At 72.3% G+C, this 18,123-nt stretch carries 18 protein-coding genes; 9 read left to right on the top strand and 9 right to left on the bottom strand.

Annotated features, from left to right (window positions below; all coding sequences use genetic code 11):
* The first annotated feature begins 25 nt into the window (after nucleotides 1–25).
* The 3 genes from ABZU52_RS01865 (at nucleotide 26) to ABZU52_RS01855 (ending at nucleotide 3,802) form a co-directional block, all read left to right on the top strand.
* Nucleotides 26–526 (top strand): hypothetical protein, encoded by a 501-nt coding sequence (locus ABZU52_RS01865; RefSeq protein WP_354969204.1) that lies wholly within the window; start codon nucleotides 26–28, stop codon nucleotides 524–526.
* 36 nt (nucleotides 527–562) lie between these two features.
* Nucleotides 563–2,776, top strand: a complete 2,214-nt coding sequence (locus ABZU52_RS01860; protein WP_354969203.1) for an AAA family ATPase — start codon at nucleotides 563–565, stop codon at nucleotides 2,774–2,776.
* Nucleotides 2,777–2,869: 93 nt separating this feature from the next.
* Nucleotides 2,870–3,802, top strand: coding sequence for a superoxide dismutase (locus ABZU52_RS01855; protein WP_354969202.1), 933 nt, complete (start codon nucleotides 2,870–2,872; stop codon nucleotides 3,800–3,802).
* Between the two features lie 53 nt (nucleotides 3,803–3,855).
* Here the strand turns inward: ABZU52_RS01855 and ABZU52_RS01850 are convergent, their stop codons facing one another.
* Together ABZU52_RS01850 and ABZU52_RS01845 are read right to left on the bottom strand one after the other, a co-directional pair.
* Complete coding sequence (locus ABZU52_RS01850) at nucleotides 3,856–4,365, bottom strand: GNAT family N-acetyltransferase (protein ID WP_354969201.1); 510 nt, start codon at nucleotides 4,363–4,365, stop codon at nucleotides 3,856–3,858.
* A gap of 140 nt (nucleotides 4,366–4,505) precedes the next feature.
* On the bottom strand, nucleotides 4,506–5,339 hold the full coding sequence (locus tag ABZU52_RS01845) for a hypothetical protein (RefSeq protein ID WP_354969200.1): 834 nt from the start codon (nucleotides 5,337–5,339) through the stop codon (nucleotides 4,506–4,508).
* Between the two features lie 290 nt (nucleotides 5,340–5,629).
* Between ABZU52_RS01845 and ABZU52_RS01840 the strand changes: the two genes are divergently transcribed.
* A complete protein-coding gene (locus ABZU52_RS01840) occupies nucleotides 5,630–5,842 on the top strand; it encodes a hypothetical protein (protein WP_354969199.1) in 213 nt (70 codons plus the stop codon).
* 12 nt (nucleotides 5,843–5,854) lie between these two features.
* Here the strand turns inward: ABZU52_RS01840 and ABZU52_RS01835 are convergent, their stop codons facing one another.
* The 4 genes from ABZU52_RS01835 to ABZU52_RS01820 all read right to left on the bottom strand — a co-directional run bounded on the left by ABZU52_RS01835 (nucleotide 5,855) and on the right by ABZU52_RS01820 (nucleotide 9,338).
* A complete protein-coding gene (locus tag ABZU52_RS01835; RefSeq protein WP_354969198.1) occupies nucleotides 5,855–6,259 on the bottom strand; it encodes a DUF3263 domain-containing protein in 405 nt (134 codons plus the stop codon).
* A 147-nt stretch (nucleotides 6,260–6,406) separates the two neighbouring features.
* Complete coding sequence (locus ABZU52_RS01830) at nucleotides 6,407–7,423, bottom strand: ABC transporter permease subunit (protein ID WP_354969197.1); 1,017 nt, start codon at nucleotides 7,421–7,423, stop codon at nucleotides 6,407–6,409.
* Nucleotides 7,420–8,430 (bottom strand): ATP-binding cassette domain-containing protein, encoded by a 1,011-nt coding sequence (locus ABZU52_RS01825; RefSeq protein WP_354969196.1) that lies wholly within the window; start codon nucleotides 8,428–8,430, stop codon nucleotides 7,420–7,422. Before ABZU52_RS01825 ends, ABZU52_RS01830 begins: the two co-directional genes overlap by 4 nt.
* Before the next feature lie 122 nt (nucleotides 8,431–8,552).
* The gene (locus tag ABZU52_RS01820; RefSeq protein ID WP_053654382.1) at nucleotides 8,553–9,338 is read right to left on the bottom strand and encodes a DeoR/GlpR family DNA-binding transcription regulator; all 786 of its coding nucleotides are present in this window, start codon (nucleotides 9,336–9,338) and stop codon (nucleotides 8,553–8,555) included.
* A 200-nt stretch (nucleotides 9,339–9,538) separates the two neighbouring features.
* Between ABZU52_RS01820 and ABZU52_RS01815 the strand changes: the two genes are divergently transcribed.
* The 3 genes from ABZU52_RS01815 to nagA are packed head-to-tail and all read left to right on the top strand — an operon-like array spanning nucleotide 9,539 to nucleotide 12,634.
* Nucleotides 9,539–10,468: an SIS domain-containing protein gene (locus ABZU52_RS01815; protein ID WP_354969195.1), complete on the top strand. Its 930-nt coding sequence runs from the start codon at nucleotides 9,539–9,541 to the stop codon at nucleotides 10,466–10,468.
* Between the two features lie 55 nt (nucleotides 10,469–10,523).
* Nucleotides 10,524–11,528, top strand: a complete 1,005-nt coding sequence (locus ABZU52_RS01810; RefSeq protein ID WP_354969194.1) for an ROK family protein — start codon at nucleotides 10,524–10,526, stop codon at nucleotides 11,526–11,528.
* On the top strand, nucleotides 11,525–12,634 hold the full coding sequence (nagA, locus tag ABZU52_RS01805; protein ID WP_354969193.1) for an N-acetylglucosamine-6-phosphate deacetylase: 1,110 nt from the start codon (nucleotides 11,525–11,527) through the stop codon (nucleotides 12,632–12,634). The genes ABZU52_RS01810 and nagA overlap by 4 nt, the downstream gene beginning before the upstream one ends.
* A 350-nt stretch (nucleotides 12,635–12,984) precedes the next feature.
* On the opposite strand, the gene ABZU52_RS01800 is transcribed toward nagA, so the two are convergent.
* Nucleotides 12,985–14,208: a DUF4032 domain-containing protein gene (locus ABZU52_RS01800; RefSeq protein ID WP_354969192.1), complete on the bottom strand. Its 1,224-nt coding sequence runs from the start codon at nucleotides 14,206–14,208 to the stop codon at nucleotides 12,985–12,987.
* Nucleotides 14,209–14,328: 120 nt separating this feature from the next.
* On the opposite strand from ABZU52_RS01800, the gene ABZU52_RS01795 reads away from it, so the two are divergent.
* The gene (locus ABZU52_RS01795) at nucleotides 14,329–15,066 is read left to right on the top strand and encodes a phosphatase PAP2 family protein (RefSeq protein ID WP_354969234.1); all 738 of its coding nucleotides are present in this window, start codon (nucleotides 14,329–14,331) and stop codon (nucleotides 15,064–15,066) included.
* Between the two features lie 11 nt (nucleotides 15,067–15,077).
* Nucleotides 15,078–16,316, top strand: coding sequence for an APC family permease (locus ABZU52_RS01790; RefSeq protein ID WP_354969191.1), 1,239 nt, complete (start codon nucleotides 15,078–15,080; stop codon nucleotides 16,314–16,316).
* Between the two features lie 27 nt (nucleotides 16,317–16,343).
* On the opposite strand, the gene ABZU52_RS01785 is transcribed toward ABZU52_RS01790, so the two are convergent.
* Complete coding sequence (locus tag ABZU52_RS01785; RefSeq protein WP_354969190.1) at nucleotides 16,344–17,129, bottom strand: ABC transporter permease; 786 nt, start codon at nucleotides 17,127–17,129, stop codon at nucleotides 16,344–16,346.
* On the bottom strand, nucleotides 17,126–18,115 hold the full coding sequence (locus tag ABZU52_RS01780) for an ATP-binding cassette domain-containing protein (RefSeq protein ID WP_354969189.1): 990 nt from the start codon (nucleotides 18,113–18,115) through the stop codon (nucleotides 17,126–17,128). Before ABZU52_RS01780 ends, ABZU52_RS01785 begins: the two co-directional genes overlap by 4 nt.
* Nucleotides 18,116–18,123: the final 8 nt, after the last annotated feature.

The following is an 18,123-nucleotide window of genomic DNA, read 5'->3' as shown; positions in this document are numbered from 1 at the left end:
GGCCGTGGCGGGAAGAGGTGATCTGGTGAGGGGCGACCTGGACGAGACGCTGGCCCGGCTGGCCCGACGTGAGGAGGCGTCGCGCCGTCGGGCCGCCGACCGTGACGACACCACAGCGCCGTCGAGCCCGCCCGGCCTCGGTGGCGCCACCCGCAACGCCCGAACGGGCCGGCACGCGGGGGTGGAGACGCCCAGCGAGGTGGCCGGATGGGGCCCGGTCGAGGAGGTGGCCGAGGCGGTCCGCCAGGTCGTCGGGGCGTACCCCGGGCTGGCGGTGACAGTGCAGGTGGAACACGCCGGGCGGGCGTACCCGATGCGGGTGTCCTGGGACGGGCCGACCGTCACGGTCGGGCCGGTGCCCCCGCCGCCCCCGGTGGAACCCCCGCCGACCTGGCCGCTCTCCGGCCGGACGGTGCCCGCCTGGGCGCCCGGCCCGGACGGGTTGGCCCCGGACCCGGCGGCCCGGTTGGCCGAGCTGATCCGAAGCGACCCGACGCTGTTGGACGAGCTGGATCCGCGGCGCTGACCGGCAGGGCTGGCTGCCGGCGGCTACGGTCGGGCAGTGGCGCAACCCGACCTGACCTTGACGGCGAGCCTGCGGCCGGCGGCGCTGGACGCCCGACGGGGCATCGTGCGCCTGCACCCGGAGGCGCTGACCGCGCTGGGGCTGCGCCCCGGCGACCCGGTCCGCCTCGCCGGCCGCCGGGAGACGGCCGGGATCGCGGCGGCGGCCGGGCCGGGCGCGAGCAGCGCCCTGCTGTACGCCGACGACCTGACGTTGGGCAACCTGGGTCTGCGCGACGGCGGTCAGGTGCGGGTGAGCCCGCTGCCGTTGGTTCCGGCGAGCCGGGTCGTGCTGGCCGGGCCGGTGGAGGTCGTCGCGGCGGTCAGCCCGGAGATGCTCCGGCTCGCCCTGCTGGGCAAGGTGCTCACCGCCGGTGACGACGTGTCGCTGCTGCCGCAGGACGTGCTGCCGGACGCGTCGGTGCGCGGCCTGGTCGAGGCGGCGCGACGCAGCCTCGCCAACACCGTCGGGTTCGCCTGGACCAGCACCCTGCTCACCGTGGTCACTGTCGAACCGGCGGCCGGCGCGCTGGTCACCATGGGCACCGTGATCGGTTGGCAGCACGGCGCGACCACCCACGGCGGGCCCGTCCCGGCCGACACCACGCCGGCCCGGTCGGGTACGAGCGCCGCCCCGGTTCCGGCGGAGGACGCCCCCGACGTGGACGAGCTGCCCGGCCTGCGGGCCCAGGCCGAGGAGCTGACCGAGTTGCTGGACCTCGGCTTCCACCACCGGGAGGTGCTGGGCCGGCTCGGCACCACCATCTCGTTGGGAGTGTTGCTGGTCGGTCCGGCGGGCTCCGGGAAGTCCGCGCTGGTCCGGGCCGTGGCCGCCCGGGTCGGTGCCCGCGTTCACCCGCTCTGGGCACCGGAGGTGGCCGCGCTGACCAGTCAGGCCGCCGCCGAGCGGTTGCGCGCCGCGGCGACGGCCGCCCGAGCCGGCGGGCCGGCGGTACTGCTGGTCACCGACGTCGAGGCGCTCGCACCCGCGGACGATCCCGGCCCGGTGGCGACGGTGTTCCGTCAGGTGCTCGCGGAGAGCATCCGCGCCGGCGTCGCCGTGGTCTGCACCACCGGCAGGCCGGAGGCGGTCGACCCCGCACTGCGCGCGCCGGACCTGCTGTCGCTGCGGATCAGCGTCCCGCTTCCGGATCAGGCGCTGCGCCGCGAACAGCTCACCGTGCTGACCCGGCAGGTGCCGTTGGCCGATGACGTCCGGTTGGACGACGTGGCCGCGGGTACCCCCGGGTTCGTCGCGGCGGACCTGGCCGCACTGGTCCGGGAGGCCGGGGTACGCGCCGCGCTGCGACAGAAGTCCGCCGAGACGCCGACGGTGTCGATGGCCGACTTCACCGCCGCCCGGGAGGTGGTCCGGCCCACCACGATGGCGGCGTCCACACTGGATCTGGCGTCGGTGACCCTTGACGACGTGGGCGGCCTGGAAGGGGTCAAGCAGACGCTCACCGAGTCGGTGCTGTGGCCGCTGACCTACCCGGACACCTTCGCCCGGCTCGGCGTGCAGCCACCGCGCGGCGTGCTGCTCTACGGGCCGCCGGGCTGCGGCAAGACCTACCTGGTCACCGCGTTGGCCGGGTCGGGGCGGGCCAACGTGCTGTCGGTGAAGGGCGCCGAACTGCTCTCCAAGTGGGTGGGTGAGAGCGAACGCGCGGTCCGCGAGCTGTTCCGTCGGGCCCGGGAGGCGGCCCCCACCCTGATCTTCCTCGACGAGGTGGACGCGCTGGCACCGGTACGCGGCCAGGCCACCGACGGGGGCACCACGGACCGGGTGGTCGCCGCCCTGCTCACCGAGCTGGACGGGGTGGAGACGCTGCGCAACGTGGTGGTGGTCGGCGCGACGAACCGGCCGGACCTGATCGACCCGGCGCTGCTGCGGCCGGGCCGGTTGGAGCGGCTGGTCTACGTGCCACCGCCGGACGGGCCGGCCCGCGCGGAGATCCTGCGGGCCGCGTCCCGGCAGGTGCCGCTGGCGCCGGACGTCGACCTGTCCGCCCTCGGCGACGAGCTGACCGGCTTCTCCGCCGCGGACTGCGCGGCGCTGGTCCGCGAGGCGGCGCTGGCCGCGATGCGGGAGTCGCTCGCCGCCGCCACGGTCACCGCCGCGCACGTGTCGGCCGCACGGGCCCGGGTACGCCCGTCGCTGGACCCGGCCCAGGTCGCCTGGCTGTCGGCGTACGCCGCCAACCGGGAGTGAGCGGACCAGCACAACCTTTTGTCGCGCGCGGGACGTTCCTAGTACGTCACATTCCTCAGTGGAGTCATTCACTGCGACGTCAGGTGGTGTTCCTTGCGCAAGCGGCTCTCTCTTCTCCTCGTCCCCCTGGTGGCGGCGGCGACACTGGTCTCGACCGGCGCACCGGCGACGGCTCATCCGGCGAAGCCCTTCCCGTCTCGGATCGAGTTGCCGAACGGGTTCACCCCGGAGGGGTTGACGATCGGTCGGGGCACCACCGTCTACGTGGGCTCCGTCCTGGACGGTGCCGTGTGGCGGGGTGACTTACGCACCGGGCGCGGCTCGGTGCTGATTCCCGGCACACCGGGCACCGCCAAGGCGGGCCTCAAAATCGACAGGCAGGGCCGGCTCTGGACCGCCGACTTCTTTGGCGGCGGGGCCAGCGTGTACGACGCGCGCACCGGCACCCGACTGACCCACTACCAGTTCACCAGCGACCCCAACAGCCTGGTCAACGACCTGGTGATCACCGAGCGGGCGATCTACTTCACCGACTCCACCCGCCCGGTGCTGTACGTGGTGCCGCTGGGCCCGGGTGGTCAGCTGCCGGCCCCCGATGCCTTCCGGGTGCTCCCACTCACCGGTCCGGGCGCAACGCCGGACGCGTTCAACAACGGGATCGTGGCGCTTCCGGACGGCGATCTGCTGGTCGCGCAGATGCTGACCGGTCAGCTGGTGCGCGTCGACCCGCGTACCGGCGGCAGCCGCGTATTCGACCTGGGCGGCTACTCCGTGGACCGGGCCGACGGGCTGATGCTGCGCGGTCGCACCCTGCACGTGATCCGGAACCTGACCAACGTCATCGCGGTGGTCCGACTGAACGCCGGATACACCGCGGGAGCGGTGCAGCGCGAGATCACCAGCCCGCTGCTCCGTTCGCCGGCCACGGGTGACCTGTTCGGCTCGGCGTTGTACGTGGTGAACGGCCGGTTCGACGTGGAGTCGACGCCGAGCACCGACTACGACATCGTCCGGCTGCCAGCCTGATCCAGGCGGTCGGCGGCGGCTCCCGTGGTCGCCGCCGACCGGCCGGGCACCTCTCAGAGCGCGGGCGGCGTCGAGTCGAGGCAGATCTCGGCGCGTACCTTCCCGTCGTCCTCGCGCAGTTTCGCGCCGCACTTCTTCAGGACGGCGATCGCGCCAATGTTGTCCGGCGTCGTCTCGGCGACCACCGCCCGCATGCCGACCCGAGCGGCGGCGTTCAGCAACTCCCGCAGGGCTGCCGCGCCGATCCCCTGCCCCCGTGCCGAACGGCCGAGCCACATCCCGGTCTCCACCGTGCCGGGCTCGTCACAGCGCGTCATCCGCACCATGCCCAGCACCTCGCCACCGACGAGGATGGCGTACATCTGCGAACGGGTCGGGCCGTCCAGCCCGCCGAAGCTCGCCCGATGGAATTCCCGGAACGCCTCGCGGCGGGCGAGCGACCAACCGGCGGGCGCCTCGACCGGGGGCATGACATCGCCCGGCTCTGCCTCCGCAGCCGCTACGGAGAGCAACGGCTCCAGGTTCCGCTCGTCCACCGGCTCCAGCCGGACCGCACCCGCCACGTGCCGCAGTCTGCCGCCCTCATCGGCTGAAGTCCACCCCATTGGCCATCCACTGGCGGTCCGGACAGCGGTACCGGCCGGTCGGGCGGCCGAGGTGTTCCACATCACGCTCTGTTGTCACCCTACCGGGTGTCGGACGCTCAAGCCGCCGGCCCGAACTCGCAGAACACCACCGACGCGTCGTCGGTGGACTTGTGCCGGCGCAGCCGATCGGGGTGGTCGCGCTCGGCGTCCCGGACCCGGTCGAGCAACGCGCCCGGCCCATCGGCGCTCAGCAGGTCCAGCAGACCAGCCCAGTCGGTCAGCCCGAACTGCTCCACCGCGCTGGACGCGCCGTCACTGAGCAGGGCCGCCCGCCGTAGCGCCCCCGGACCGTGCCGGGGTGCCGTCCCGGTCACCGCGTGGAAGGCCGCGTCCGGGTCGGAAGCCGCCACCCAGTAGCCGTGAGTACGGTTCATCCGCTCCCGCTGGACGCTCACCGCGTGCCGGAACCGGGTGACCGGGTCCGCCGCACCGCCCGGCACGATCGCCACGGTCTCCCGCAGCTCCACCATCGCCGTGTCCAACCGGTTGTCGGTGACCACGTTGACCTGCCCGCCGGCGTCGAGGACCAGCGGGCTGTCGCACAGCACCAGGTAGTCCACCTGGTCGCCGCAGTCCCGCAGCAGGCAGACGGTGCTGGACGGGGTGCCCGGATGGTCGAGGTCGCACTGCCCGCCGTGGTCGGCGCGCACCGCCAGGATGGCCGCGGCCAGATTGCTGGTCAACCGAGCGGCTGGGCGTACCGCCTCGGCGACGCCGATCCGGGCGGCCAGGTGCCGGACGTACCACTCGGGCCCGTGCACGCAGCCGGTGTCGAAGCCTTCCGGCACCGTCGCGCCGTCCAGGACACCGACCAGCGGGCCGACCTGGAAGACCAGGTCCTCGTTGACCGGCCGGCCCGGGGCTGGCGCGGACGCGGAGCTCACCCGCATCACCGGCGCCGGCCCCACCGCGCAGATCGGGTCAGCGCTACCGAAGGTCGTCGGCGGCCGGATGCATCACTGGACATGACCTTCTCCCTCGACTCGTTCAGCGACCCCGGAACACCTCCCGCCTACCCGGCTGACCAGCCGGCATGCGGAAAGGATGGCTGGCCTGGGCAGAATGGCCAGCACCGAAGCCGCCAACTCTGGGTAGTTCGATCCGCACGAGCGGTAGCGTCAGCAGTGGTTGTCGACGTCAGGACCAGGCGAAACCATCCACAGCGTCAGGGGGAACGCAGGTGTTGAAGCGGTTGCACGAGGCAGGGCTCAAGGCCGATCACGCGTACATGGCCGGTTTCGTCAGCATCGGGCTGTCCTTTACCAGTTGGTTCCTTTCCCGGCATCTGGAGCGGGCCGGGGTGGCCCGTGCCGACAGGTGGGGAATCTTCATCGGCGAGTGGGCTCCGACGTTCTTCGCCATCGGCAACGGCCTGCAGGGGTACGAGAAGTAGCGCTGCCAGCGGTCAGCGGCGGCGATTGCGGGCGCGCGACGAGCGCAGCCGCCGGAGCCGGCCGATCAGCACGGGCTCGGCAGCAAGTGCGGCCGGGTTGTCGAGCAGCCCGTTGAGCAGTTGGTAATACCGGGTCGAGGAGATCGCGAAGGTGTCCCGGACGGCCTGTTCCTTGGCGCCGGCGTGCCGCCACCACTGCTGCTCGAAGGCGAGGATGGCGCGTTCCCGCTCGGTCAGGCCGACTGCCGGCTCACTGGGCTCAACGTCGCCCCCGTCGTCCGGCTCGGAATCGCCGGTGCTCTCGATGGGCGGCACCGGCCGGGGAGTCGGGACGGCCGGCCCGACAGCACCCGCGACGTCATCCCGACGAGCGTCAGTGGACGGCTCGGGGGCGGCCGGGGTCGCGTCGGCGGACATGACACCCAGCCTAGCCAGGGACGACCCGGGTCGCACCAGCCGGCGCGGCCAGCGGTGCCAGCGTCACCGACGCTGGCCCGAGCCTCTGCCGCGAACCCGCGAAGGCCCCCGGCAGTACGCCGAGGGCCGTCGCGCCGCGCTTCGGAATCAGGAGATGTCGCGGCGGCGCATCGCCCAGAGCGCCGCCCCGAGGATCACCACCACCCCGACCGAGAGCAGGACGGAAGACTGCTGCCAGGTGATGTCCATCGTGGCCGGCTTGCACTCCCCGTAGTAGGTGGCGTTGCAGGAGTTCCAGTCCTGCAACGTGACCGTCTTCGTCATCCAGGCCAGCACGTACGTGGGCAGCAGCCAGGCCTCGGCGAACCGCACGCTCGCCATGGACAGCAGGATGCCCAGGCCGAACTGGCCCACCACCATCACCGCCACCACACCGCCGAGGGCCATCGCGGTGTGCCGACCCAGTGAGGCGAGGGCGAAGCCGATGGTGGTGAGCACCAACACCAGCACCACGCCGCGTACGCCGGTCAGCAGGAACGACTGCCAGACCCCCGAGGTCATCTTCTCGGTGCTGCCCCGGAAGGTGGCGACCGCCCAGAACCCGGCGAACCACAGCACCGCGGCCGGAAGCGTCACCGCCAGGATGCCGGTGAGCAGCGCGGCCAGCTTGGTGAGCAGTACGGTGAGCCGCTTCGGCCGCCAGAGCAGCAAATTCATCATGCCGCCGGTGCTCCACTCGGCGCCGACGAAGGACGCGCCGATGACGAACCCGACCAGGGCGAGGATCGCCGCGAACGGGATCAGCGTCTCGTCGAACGTCTCCTTGAAGTTGAACGTCGAGGGCAGGAACCAACTCGCCTGGATCTGGTCCCGGGGCGGGGCCGTGATCATCGAGCAGTCGTCCGGGTAGCGGCCGTCGTTCGGCGTACCGGCCGTCTTGGCCTGCTCACACGCGACGCGCTCCTGCTCGCTCCAGCGCACCTGCTCCTGATACTGCTGGTCGGCCCGACGCTCGGCTTGGGCGAGCTGGCCGGCGTCGATCTTCTGGTTGGTGAAGAACACCCCGACCACCACGGCGGCCAGCACCAGCAGGCCGAGCAGCGTCATGTAGCGGGTGAAGCGCCGCTTGGTGAGCCGGCGCAGCTCGGTACGAAAGAGGCTCACGCGCCCCACCCTCCCCCGGCGGGACCGGGCTGACCCGCCCCGCCGACCTTCATGGACTCGTCGACCTGCCGGTGCTGGCCGGGTACCGGCGCGGTGGCGGTCAGTTCGAGGAAGACGCTCTCCAGATCGACGGCGATCGGCGCCAACTCACTGACGTACAGGTTCTTCTCGGCGAGCAGCCGGGTCACCGACGCCGGCTTGTCGACGCCGGCCAGCATCAGGTGGTCCGGGTGACCGGTGACCCGGATCCCCGCCTGGGTGAGCGCCTCGGTGGCCAGCGGCAGGTCGCTGACCGCCTCCAGCCGGATCCGGACCGCACCTGACGAGTGCTGCGCGAGCACCTCGTCGACCGGGCCGAACGCGACCCGCCGGCCCAGCGAGATGATGGTGACCGAGTCGCAGATCAGCTGGATCTCACCAAGGATGTGGCTGGACAGCACCACCGTCATCCCGGACTCGGCGAGGTTGCGCATCAGGGTGCGCATCTCCCGGATGCCGCCCGGGTCGAGGCCGTTGGCCGGCTCGTCGAGGATGAGCAGCTTCGGCTTCTTCAGAAGGGCCGAGGCCACCGCGAGCCGCTGCTTCATGCCCAACGAGTACGTCTTGACCCGCTCGCCGGCCCGGTCGCGCAGACCGACGAGTTCCAACACGTCGTCGACCCGGGTGGCCGGCACCTCGCCCGCCCCCGCGAGCAGGGACAGCGTGTCCCGTGCCGTGAAGTGCGGGAAGAACTGCGGGCTCTCCACGATCGCGCCGACCTGGCCGGCGACCACGGGCAGTGCGTCGGGGACCTCGTGCCCGAGGACGGCCATCCGGCCGCCGTCGGGTCGGATCAGGCCGAGCAGGGTACGCAGCGTGGTGGTCTTGCCGGAGCCGTTGGGCCCCAGGAAGCCGTGCACCTGCCCCGCGTCGACCCGCATGTCGAAGCCGTCGAGCGCGTTGCGGGTGCCGCGTCGACGACTCTTGTACGTCTTACGTAGACCTTCGATCTCCAGGACAGCTTGCAAAGCTGCACCTCCCCCGATGGGTGGGCGTGACAGCCGACACCATACGCGGTATGCAGGAGCGCGCAATACCCGGTATGCATCGACGCGCCGGTCAGGCTAATTCATCGACGGAGCGTGACTCCTCAGGCGCACACGACCTGCACGCCGGCCGCGCGAAACGCGTCCACCACCTCCGGCGCGGCACCGGAGTCGGTCACCAGCGTCTCCACCCGCTCGACCGGGCAGATCCGCGCGAAGGCGTGACCCCCCAGCTTGGACGAGTCCGCAATGATCACCACCCGCTTGGCGCGGGCCACCATCAGATTGTTCATCGCCGCCTCCCCCTCGTGGTGGGCGGCGGCGCCGAGCTGCGGGTCGATCGCGTCCACCCCGAGCAGGGCGACGTCCAGGGTCACCTCGCGCAGGAGCGCCCCACCCAGCGGGCCGACCAGCTCGAACGACTTCGGGCGCACCACGCCGCCGGCCACCACGACCTTCATCCGGGATCGGACCAGCAGCTCGTTGGCGATGTTCAGCGCGTTGGTCACCACGGTGAGCTGGGCACCCTCGGCGCTGGTGTTCAGATCCGGTCGTACGGCGAGGGCCCTCGCCACCTCGGTGCTGGTGGTGCCGCCGTTCAGGCCGACCACGGTGCCCGGCGTGACAAGAGCTGCGGCGGCCGCCCCGATCCGCTGCTTCTCGGCCGAGTGCTTGGCCGTCTTGTAGCGCAGTGGGAGGTCGTACGACACGCCGTTGGCGACCGCGCCGCCCCGGGTTCGCGTGATCATCTGCTGCTGCGCGAGCTGGTCGAAGTCACGCCGGATGGTGGCCTGGGAGACGTCCAGCCGCTCGGCTGCCGCCTCGACGCTGACCCGGCCGTTGTCGGTCAGCATTTCGAGCAGGGCGTTCCATCTGGCGTACCGGTCCACCGCGGGGCCCCTCCCAGCAACTGCACGGACGGTGATTGATTGCGTGCACACTAGTGCGCGAAACTAGGCTGGCGCAAAAGACTGACCTGCGCGATCGGCTGGCCAGTTGCCATGGTCACCCGCGTTCGCGCAGAATAACGCGCGAAATGCGGGTCTAACGAGCCGTATTGCGCACCGATCGGCCCTGCGAGGAGTTTCCCATGGCGTACGTGGACGCGGAGATCGCGAGCCAACCCGACTGCTGGCGGGAGGCGGCCAAGCTGGCCGAGGTGGTGCGCGGTGACCTGCCGCGCCCCGGGGAGCGGGTCGCCGTCGTCGGTTGCGGCACGTCGTGGTTCATGGCGATGGCGTACGCGGCCCGCCGCGAGCAGGCCGGCCAGGGTGAGACCGACGCGTTCCAGGCGTCCGAGTTCCCCGCCGGCCGCCACTACGACCGGTTGATCGCGATCACCCGCTCCGGCACCACCACCGAGGTGCTGGAACTGCTCGCCGCGCTACGCGGCCGGACACCCACCACGGTCATCGTCGGTGACCCCACGTCCCCGGCGGTCGAGCTGGCCACCGCCACCGTTGCCATGCCCTTCGCCGACGAACGGTCGGTGGTGCAGACCCGCTTCGCGACCACCGCGCTGGCCCTGCTCCGGGCTCAGCTCGGCGACCCGGTGACCGCGCTCGCCGCCGACGCCGAGGTGGCGGTGCGTTCCCCGCTGCCGATCGACCCGGCCACCATCGAGCAGGTCACCTTCCTCGGTCGGGGGTGGACGATCGGGCTGGCCCAGGAGGCGGCGCTGAAGTGCCGCGAGGCGGCCACCTTCTGGGCCGAGGCGTACCCGGCGATGGACTACCGGCACGGGCCCATCTCGGTCGCCGCGCCGGGCCGGCTGGTCTGGGCGTTCGGTGCGCTACCCGACGGGCTGCCCGAGGATGTGGCGGCCACCGGCGCGGCCTTCGTGCACAGCCGCACGCACGGTTGGCGCACGGTGCTGGGCAGCTGGTCCGCCGGCCGTACCCCGGTCGACCCGATGGCCGACCTGATCCTGGCCCAACGCTTCGCGGTCGCGCTGGCGACCAGCCGGGGCCTCGACCCGGACGCGCCCCGACACCTGACCCGGTCCGTGGTGTTGGCGTGAGCGCGAGGAGTGAGCCGGGGTTGCGAGCCCCGCAGTCGCGAACCGAGATGACGCCGTGAGCGACGCCGTGAGCGACGCCGTGAGCGACCGGGTGGTCGTTGCGCTGGACGTCGGCGGCACCGGCATGAAGTGCGCCCTGGTCCGATCGGACGGCGTCGTGTTGCGCACCGAGCGGCACCCCACCGACGCCGCACGCGGCCCAGCCGCGGTGATCGACACCATCCTGGAGGTGGCCGGCGGGCTGGCCGACAAGGCCCGCGCCGACGGGCTCACCCCGATCGCGGTCGGCATCGCCGTGCCCGGAGTGGTGGACGAGGCGCGCGGCGTCGCCGTCTGGTCGGCGAACGTGGGCTTCCGGGACGTACCCCTGCGGGAGCTGACGGTGACGCGGCTCGGCCTGCCGACGGTGCTCGGCCACGACGTGCGTGCCGGTGGTCTCGCCGAGGCCCGGCTCGGTGCCGGGCGGGGCACCGGGCATGTGCTGTTCGTGGCGATCGGCACCGGCATCGCCGCCGCGCACGTCGTCGACGGCACGGCCGTCGTGGGGGCCCACGGCGCCGCCGGGGAGATCGGCCACATCCTGGTCCGGCCCGATGGTCCGCGCTGCGGCTGCGGTCGCCCCGGTTGCCTGGAGGCGATCGCGTCGGCTGCCGCGATCGGCCGCCGCTACGCCGAACTCGCCGACGAGACCGCCGACGCCGCGGTAACGGCGGCCGAGGTGGCTGAACCGCCGGTAACGGCGGCCGAGGTGGCCCAGCGGGCCGCGGCCGGCGAACCGCTCGCCGGCCAGGTCTGGCAGGAGGCGATCGAGGCGCTCGCCGATGGCCTCGCCAGCGGCCAGGCGTTGTTCGACGTGGCGACGATCGTGCTCGGCGGCGGCCTGGCCCAGGCCGGGGATCAGCTGCTGACCCCGCTGCGGGCGGCGCTGCACGAACGAATGACCTTCCACCGGGAGCCGCAGCTGGTCGCGGCAGCCCTCGGCGACGAGGCTGGTTGCCTCGGTGCCGCCCTGCTCGCCTTGGACGCCGTGGGTGTCCGCGACTATCAGGAGAAGCGATGACCGTACGGGTGAACGGCCGAGTGGTGACCCCGACCGGAGTCGTCCGACAGGGCTGCGTCGAGTGGGACGGGGATCGGATCACGGCGGTGGCCGAGTATCCGTCGGTGCGTGACGGGCACTGGATCCTGCCCGGCTTCGTCGACATGCACACGCACGGCGGTGGCGGCCACACCTTCACCACGGGGGACGCCGACGAGGCCCGCGCGGCGGCCGACTTCCACCTGGCGCACGGCACGACGACGCTGCTGGCCAGTCTGGTCAGCGCGCCCTTTCCGCTGATGCGTGCGGCCACTGAGGCGTTCGCCCCGTTGGTCGATGAAGGGGTGTTGGCGGGGGTCCACTTCGAGGGGCCGTACCTGTCGGCCGCCCGCTGCGGCGCGCAGAACCCGGAGTACCTGCGCGACCCCTCGACCGAGGAGCTGACCGAGCTGATCGAGCTGGGCCGGGGCGCGATCCGGATGGTCACCCTGGCCCCGGAGCGCGACGGCGCGCTGGAGGCGATCAAGCTGCTCACCGGGCAGCGGGTGGTGGCGGCGGTGGGTCACACCGACGCCACGTACGAGCAGACCCGTGCCGCGATCGCCGCCGGCGCCAGCGTCGGCACCCACCTGTTCAACGGGATGCGGCCGGTGCACCACCGCGAGCCGGGGCCGGTGGTGGCCCTGCTCGACGCGCCCACAGTGATCTGCGAGCTGATCGCCGACGGGGTGCACCTGCACGACGGCATGCTGACCTTCGCCACGGCGACCGGCGGCCCGGACCGCGCCGCGCTGATCACCGACGCGATGGCCGCCGCCGGAATGGCTGACGGCGAGTACGAACTGGGCGGCCAGGCCGTCACCGTCGCTGACGGGGTGGCCCGGCTCGCCCGCGACGGCGCGATCGCCGGCAGCACGCTGACCATGGACGCCGCGCTACGGCACGCCGTGACCGCCGGAATCCCGATCGCCGACGCCGCACGGATGGTCGCCACCACCCCGGCGCGGGCGATCGGCCTGGGTGACCGGGTGGGTGCCCTCCAGGTGGGGCTGCGCGCCGACCTGGTGGTGCTGGACGACGACCTCAACGTGGTGCGGGTGCTGCGCGGAGGCTCCTGGGTGGACTGACGCCGGGGCTTCGGAGAGTGCCGGGGCGGTGAGGTGGTCGGCCTGTCGGGTGCCTCGAACACCGGCCGCGCCTGTTGCACGGCCTGTCGAGCTGCCCCAGATTCGGGGCAGACAGGCGGGCGAGCAGCCGGCAGGCGAGAGTGGACCAAGCGGGCAGCACACCGAGCGGGCAGCGGCGCACGTCGGCGGGCAGGAACGGGCAGCCGGCAGGTGGGTTGGGCGGGCGCACCTTCACAGGCTCGGTGTCGGTGCATGGCCGCGCATGCCTGCCCCACCTGTGGGGCAGCTCGACAGTGCGCCCAGAGAGCCTTTGGAGCTGAACCGTTGCGGGCCGCCAACCAGGCTGAGCCTCAGTTCAGGCTGGGGACTTCCACGCCGAGGACGGCCTGCTCGTCGGGGCGGTGCACCAGCACGTCGGACAGGTACGACTGGACCGCGTGGCGCATCCCGACGTCCCGGCCGGCCTGTTCGGAGAGCAGCCACTTGTGCTCGATGATCTGGGCGAACAGCTCCTGCGGCTCCAGCTTGCGGCGCAGGTGTGCGGGGACGGCCCGGACCACCGGCTCGAAGACCTCGGTGAGCCAGCGGTGTGCTGCCTGCTGCTCGTCGATCAGGTCGCTCTCCGCGCGGTACGCGTCCAGGTCGTTGAGCAGCTTGCGGGCCTGGTTCTCCTCGGCGTCCAGTCCGGTCAGCCGCAGCAGTCGCCGGGTGTGGTAGCCGGCGTCGACGACCTTCGGCCGGACCAGGAACCGACCGTCGTCGATGGAGGACATGGCCACCTCGGCGACGTCGAAGCCCAGCTCGTTGAGGCGGCGGATCCGGCCCTCGATGTCGTGCCGGGCCTCCCGCTCGATCGCCTGCTCATAGGTGATCTCGTGCCAGAGCCGCTCGTAGCGCTGCACGACCTCCTCGCAGACCACCTCCGGGTCGATGGACTCGTGCAGCAGGCCGGCGGCCTGCAAATCCAGCGCCTCACCGAAGATGTTCACCCGGGCGATCTCCAGGTCCTCGCCGCGCTGACCGTTGGAGAGCGAGTTGTGCAGAGCGCCCGTCTCCGCGTCCACCAGGTAGGCGGCGAAGGCGCCCGCGTCCCGCCGGAACAGCGTGTTCGACAGCGAGCAGTCGCCCCAGAAGAAACCGGTCAGGTGCATCCTTACGATCAGGGCGGCGAGCGCGTCGAGCAGCCGGCTCATCGTCTCCGGCCGGAGGGTGTGCGAGAAGAGCGCCCGGTACGGCAGCGAGAACTGCAGGTGTCGGGTGATCAGCACCGATTCGAGGGGCTCCCCGTCCTCGGTCTGCCGGTCGGCGACGACCGCCACCGCCTCGACCGACGGAAAGTCGATCCGCTCCAGGGCCCGGAGCAGGTCGTACTCCCGTTCGGCGATCCGCTCGCGGGTCTCCTTGAAGGCGTACACGTAGTCGCCCAACCGGACGAACCGGACGATGTGCCGGGAGATGCCCTGCGGCAGCGCCACCAGGTGTTGGGCAGGCCACTCTTCCAGCGGTGTCGACCAGGGCAGGTCGAGCAGCGCCGGGTCCACGAGGGCAGACGTGATCCGCACGGGCACAAGCATGACTGGTCGCCCCCCGCATCCGCCTCACATCGTGGTTGGGCACACAGCGCCGCGCACCCCGGCCTCGCGCCGGGCCGGTAGCGTGGTCGCGTGCTCAAACCCTCAGCGGTACGACGTGACCTGCGGCTACGGCCCGTCCGCCCGGCCGGCTGGTGGTTCGACGCGTTCCTGCTTGTCGGTCTGGTCGGGTTGACGGTGGCGCTCGCCGCCGACCAGCTCTTCGGATTGGACCGAGCGGTCGCCGATTGGGCCGACGGGCACCGACCGGCCGCCGCGTACTGGGTCGCCCGGGTGCTGAACTTCCTCGGCCAGGGCACCCCGCTGACCCTGATCGGCGCCGGGCTGGGTGTGCTGCTGGCCGTCCGGCTGCGGTCGGTGCGGCCCATCCTGCTGCCGGTGGTCGGGTTCGTGCTGACCACCTTCACGATCGGTCCACTCAAGGTCTGGACCGCGCGGGCGGCGCCGAGCGCCAGCACCAAGGAGCCGTTCCTGCCGCCCGAGCAGACCCTGCCGCTGTTCCACGACGACCTGCCGGTCCGGTTCGCCCAGTCCTACCCGTCGGGGCACGTCGCCAACGCCATCGTCTGGTACGGCGTCATCGCGCTGCTGCTCGCCCCGTTGGCCCGCAGCTTCGGCCGGCAGCTACCGGCCCGGCTCGTCACCGTGATCCGCATCGTGCCACCGCTGGTCGTCCTCACCACCACCACCTACCTGGGCTGGCACTGGCTGACCGACTCGGTGGCCGGGCTGCTGCTGGGCCTGCTCCTGGACCGGGTACTGCACCGGGTGCCCTGGGACGACGTGCCACTCCCCGGCCGGTTACGCGGGTGGGACCGGCCGTTCACCTCGTACCCCTAGGGTTGCGGCCCATGGATCAACTGGCGCGGCGGCTGGGCGTACCCGATGCGGTTGTCATCGGGTTGGGCTCGATGCTCGGCGCTGGCGTCTTCGTGGTCTTCGGCCCGGCCGCGGCGGCGGCCGGCGGCGCCGGCCTGCTGCCCGCGCTGGTGCTGGCCGGCTTCGTCGCCTTCTGCAACGCGACCAGCTCGGCGCGGCTCGCGGCCCGTTACCCGGAGTCCGGCGGCACCTACGTCTACGGGCGGGAACGCCTCGGGCCGTTCGCCGGGTTCCTGGCCGGTTGGGGCTTCGTGGTCGGCAAGACGGCGAGCTGCGCGGCGATGGCGCTGACCATCGGGGCGTACCTGTGGCCGGGCCAGGCCCGGCTGGTCGCCGCCGGCGCGGTGCTCGCGGTGACCGCGGTGAACCTGCGCGGCATCGGTAAGACCGCCACCGTGACCAGGGCGCTGGTCGCGCTGGTGCTCGCGGTGCTGGCCCTCGTCACGGTCGTCGGTGTGGCGAGCGGGCCGGTGCACCTGGACCGGCTGACCGAATCGGGCGGCTCCGTCCGGGGCGTGCTCACCGCCGCCGGGTTGCTGTTCTTCGCCTTCGCCGGGTACGCCCGGATCGCCACCCTCGGCGAGGAGGTCCGCGACCCGCAACGGACCATCCCACGCGCGGTGCCGCTGGCGCTCGGGGTGGTGCTCGCGATCTATCTGGTGCTGGCCGTGGTCGCGCTCGGCGTGCTCGGGGCCGACCGGCTGGCCGATTCCGCCGCGCCCCTGGTCGACGTGGTGACCGCCGCCGGGCTGCCCGGCCTGGCGTGGGTGGTCCGCGCCGGTGCCACCATCGCGGTCGTCGGGGTGCTGTTGTCCCTGGTCGCCGGGGTCGGTCGGACCACCCTCGCGATGGCCCGCCGCCGTGACCTGCCCGGCACGCTGGCCGCCGTGCACCAGGTGCACCAGGTGCCGCACCGGGCCGAGCTGGCGGTCGCCGCCGTGGTGATCGTGGTCGTGCTGCTCGGCGACGTGCGGGGCGCGATCGGTTTCTCCAGCTGCACGGTGCTGGTCTACTACGCGATCACCAACGCGGCAGCGCTCACCCTGGGCCGGGAGTCTGGTCGTCGGCTGCCGGTGCAGGTGCTCGCCGGCCTGGGGCTGGTCGGGTGTCTGCTGCTCGCGGTCAACCTGCCCGTGACCAGCGTGCTGGCGGGCTTCGGTGTGCTCGCCGTCGGTGCCGCCTGGTACGCGTTCCGCCTCGCACGCCGGTGACCCGGAGAGGCCACCGGCGCGTGGGCTTCAGCGGCTGAGCCGCTGGTAGCGACGTACGGCCAGCGGGGCGAACGTCGCGATCAGCAGCACCGGCCACAGCACCGCCAACAGCATGGCGTGCTCCGCCGGCCAGGAGTCGCCGCCCAGGCCCGGGTTGCCGAACAGTTCGCGGATCGCCGCGACGGTGGCCGACAACGGGTTCCACTCCGAGATCGTCCCGATGAACGATGGCATCAGCTCGGGCGCCACGAAGACATTGGAGATCGCGGTGAGCGGAAACGCCGCCGGGAAGACGATGACGCCGACGGTGTCCGGATTGCGGACCAGAAGCGCCAGGTACATCCCCATCCAGGTGATGGCGACTCGCAGCAGCAGGAGGAGTCCGACGGCGAGCAGCGCCTTGCCCACCCCCTGTCGCCACTGCCATCCGACGAGCAGCCCACAGGCCAGCAGGGTGGACATCTCCAGCAGGGCGCGCAGCAGGTCGGCGGCGCTGCGACCGGTCATCAGCGCGGACCGTGCCATCGGCATCGACCGGAACCGGTCGACCACGCCCCGGCTGAGGTCCAGCGCCACGCCGGTCGCGGTGGCCCCCAGCCCGTACAGCATCGTCATCACGAAGACCCCTGGCAGCAGGAACTCGCGATAGTTGCCACCACCGGGCACCTGCATGCCGCTGCCGAACACGTACCCGAAGACCAGCACGAACATGATCGGCAGCGAGAAGTAGAGGATCAGCTCCTCCGGCGCGCGGACCACGTGGGTCATGTTCCGCCTGGTCATCGTCCAACCGTCGGCGATCACAGTGGTCATGCCACATCCGCCTTCCGGCCGGCGACCACGGGCTCGCGGTCCTCGTCCGGCCGGTGCCCGGTCAGGTGCAGGAACGCCTCGTCCAACGTGGCGCGCCGCAGGCCGATGTCCTCGACCGCGATCCCGGCGTCGTCCAGCGCGCGTACCACGTCGACCAGGCCGGCGACACGATCGACCACCGGCGCGCTGAGCCGGCGGACCTCCGGGTCGACTTCGGGCTGCGCGCCGCAGATCGGGGCGACGAGGTGGGCGGCGTGACCCAGCTCGGCCGCGTCGCGGACCACCACCTCGATCCGGTCCCCACCGGTCATCGACTTCAGCTGGTCCGGCGAGCCCTCGGCCACCACCCGACCGGCGTCGATCACCGAGATCCGGTCGGCGAGCTGATCGGCCTCCTCCAGGTACTGCGTGGTGAGCAGCACCGTGGTCCCGTCCGCCACGAGACCACGGACCAGGTCCCACACCTGGTTGCGACTGCGCGGGTCCAGGCCGGTCGTCGGCTCGTCCAGAAAGAGCACGCGCGGTGTACGGATCAGGCTGGCGGCGAGGTCCAGTCGGCGGCGCATCCCACCCGAGTACTCACCGGCGGACCGACTCGCCGCCTCGTCCAGCCCGAACCGTTCCAACAGGTCACCGGCGCGTCGACGGGCCTCCCGGGGGCCGAGCCGGAACAACCGGCCGAACAGCTCCAGGTTCTGCCGGCCGCTGAGGATCTCGTCGACCGCGGCGTACTGCCCGGTCAGCCCGATCCGGGCACGCACCTCGTCCGGCCGGCGCAGCACGTCGTACCCGGCCACGGTGGCCCTTCCCGTGTCGAAGCGCAGCAGCGTGGTGAGGATCCGTACGGCCGTCGTCTTGCCCGCGCCGTTCGGTCCCAGCAGTCCGTGGACCGTGCCGGGCGGCACGGTCAGGTCAAACGTGTCGAGCGCGCGGGTCGGGCCGTACCGCTTGCCCAGACCCTCGGCGACCACCTCGGATGTCGTCATGCCCCCAC

Origin of the sequence: Micromonospora sp. NPDC005220 (assembly GCF_040607895.1) — a bacterium.
Classification (GTDB): Bacteria; Actinomycetota; Actinomycetes; order Mycobacteriales; family Micromonosporaceae; genus Micromonospora.
The sequence above is the reverse complement of the archived record's forward strand: the minus strand, read 5'-3'. Positions and strand labels throughout refer to the sequence as shown.

Bases quoted from the DNA above. Each gene is read 5' to 3' on its own strand.
- ABZU52_RS01845 (WP_354969200.1), bottom strand. From the start codon at position 5,339: ATGCGGGTGAGCTCCGCGTCCGCGCCAGCCCCGGGCCGGCCGGTCAAC.
- ABZU52_RS01835 (WP_354969198.1), bottom strand. From the start codon at position 6,259: ATGTCCGCCGACGCGACCCCGGCCGCCCCCGAGCCGTCCACTGACGCT.
- ABZU52_RS01815 (WP_354969195.1), top strand. From the start codon at position 9,539: ATGGCGTACGTGGACGCGGAGATCGCGAGCCAACCCGACTGCTGGCGG.
- nagA (WP_354969193.1), top strand. From the start codon at position 11,525: ATGACCGTACGGGTGAACGGCCGAGTGGTGACCCCGACCGGAGTCGTC.
- ABZU52_RS01800 (WP_354969192.1), bottom strand. From the start codon at position 14,208: ATGCTTGTGCCCGTGCGGATCACGTCTGCCCTCGTGGACCCGGCGCTG.
- ABZU52_RS01790 (WP_354969191.1), top strand. From the start codon at position 15,078: ATGGATCAACTGGCGCGGCGGCTGGGCGTACCCGATGCGGTTGTCATC.
- ABZU52_RS01785 (WP_354969190.1), bottom strand. From the start codon at position 17,129: ATGACCACTGTGATCGCCGACGGTTGGACGATGACCAGGCGGAACATG.
- ABZU52_RS01780 (WP_354969189.1), bottom strand. From the start codon at position 18,115: ATGACGACATCCGAGGTGGTCGCCGAGGGTCTGGGCAAGCGGTACGGC.